Source organism: Helicobacter burdigaliensis, from assembly GCF_003670295.1.
Taxonomy (GTDB): domain Bacteria; phylum Campylobacterota; class Campylobacteria; order Campylobacterales; family Helicobacteraceae; genus Helicobacter_D; species Helicobacter_D burdigaliensis.
On record NZ_QXJG01000058.1, the window covers coordinates 1 to 641 of the forward strand.

The 641-nt window shown below is 32.6% G+C and carries 1 pseudogene; it reads left to right on the forward strand.

Features of this window, described 5'->3' with window-relative positions:
* Positions 1–641, forward strand: a pseudogene (locus tag EBF09_RS09020) (hypothetical protein); the annotation flags it as partial.

Genomic DNA, 641 nt, shown 5'->3' on the forward strand with positions numbered 1-641 from the left:
GGAACGATAAAAGGAAGTGAAAATGGTATACTTTTATGGCAAGGTAAGATAGAGAACCTTAATAATGGTGGAAATATTATAAGTGATACAGGCACTGGGATTTTGCTTAATGGTAATGCGAGTATAGGTAGCATTAATAATAAAGGAACTATTAGTGGTAAAAATAGTGGTATTAGTCTTAATGGCGGTTCTAGTATTGCTGATTTTAAAAATAGTGGAACAATAAAAGCAAATGCTTTAACATATGCTGATGGGGCTATTGCTATTAAAAATGGTTCTAAAATTGAAAAATTTGATAACACGGGCGATATTGAAGGTCAAAGTTATGGAATATTTCTAAATAAGAATAGCAAAATTGAAGAACTAAAAAATTCAGGGACTATTAAAAGTATTGAAGACTCAGGAATTAAGGTTGATGGTGGTGCTAGAATTGATAAAATTGAAAATACCGGAATTATAAGAGGAGAAAAAGAAGGAATTCTCGTCACATATGGTAGTTTTGGTGAGATTACCTTAAAAGATGGAGGAAAAATTATCGGTAATCAAGGAAGTGGAATTTGGATAGGACAATGGCAACAAATGGGTGCATTAAGTATCGACGGAAAAGATTCTGCTGTTATTGGAGGAGAAAATGGCATTTA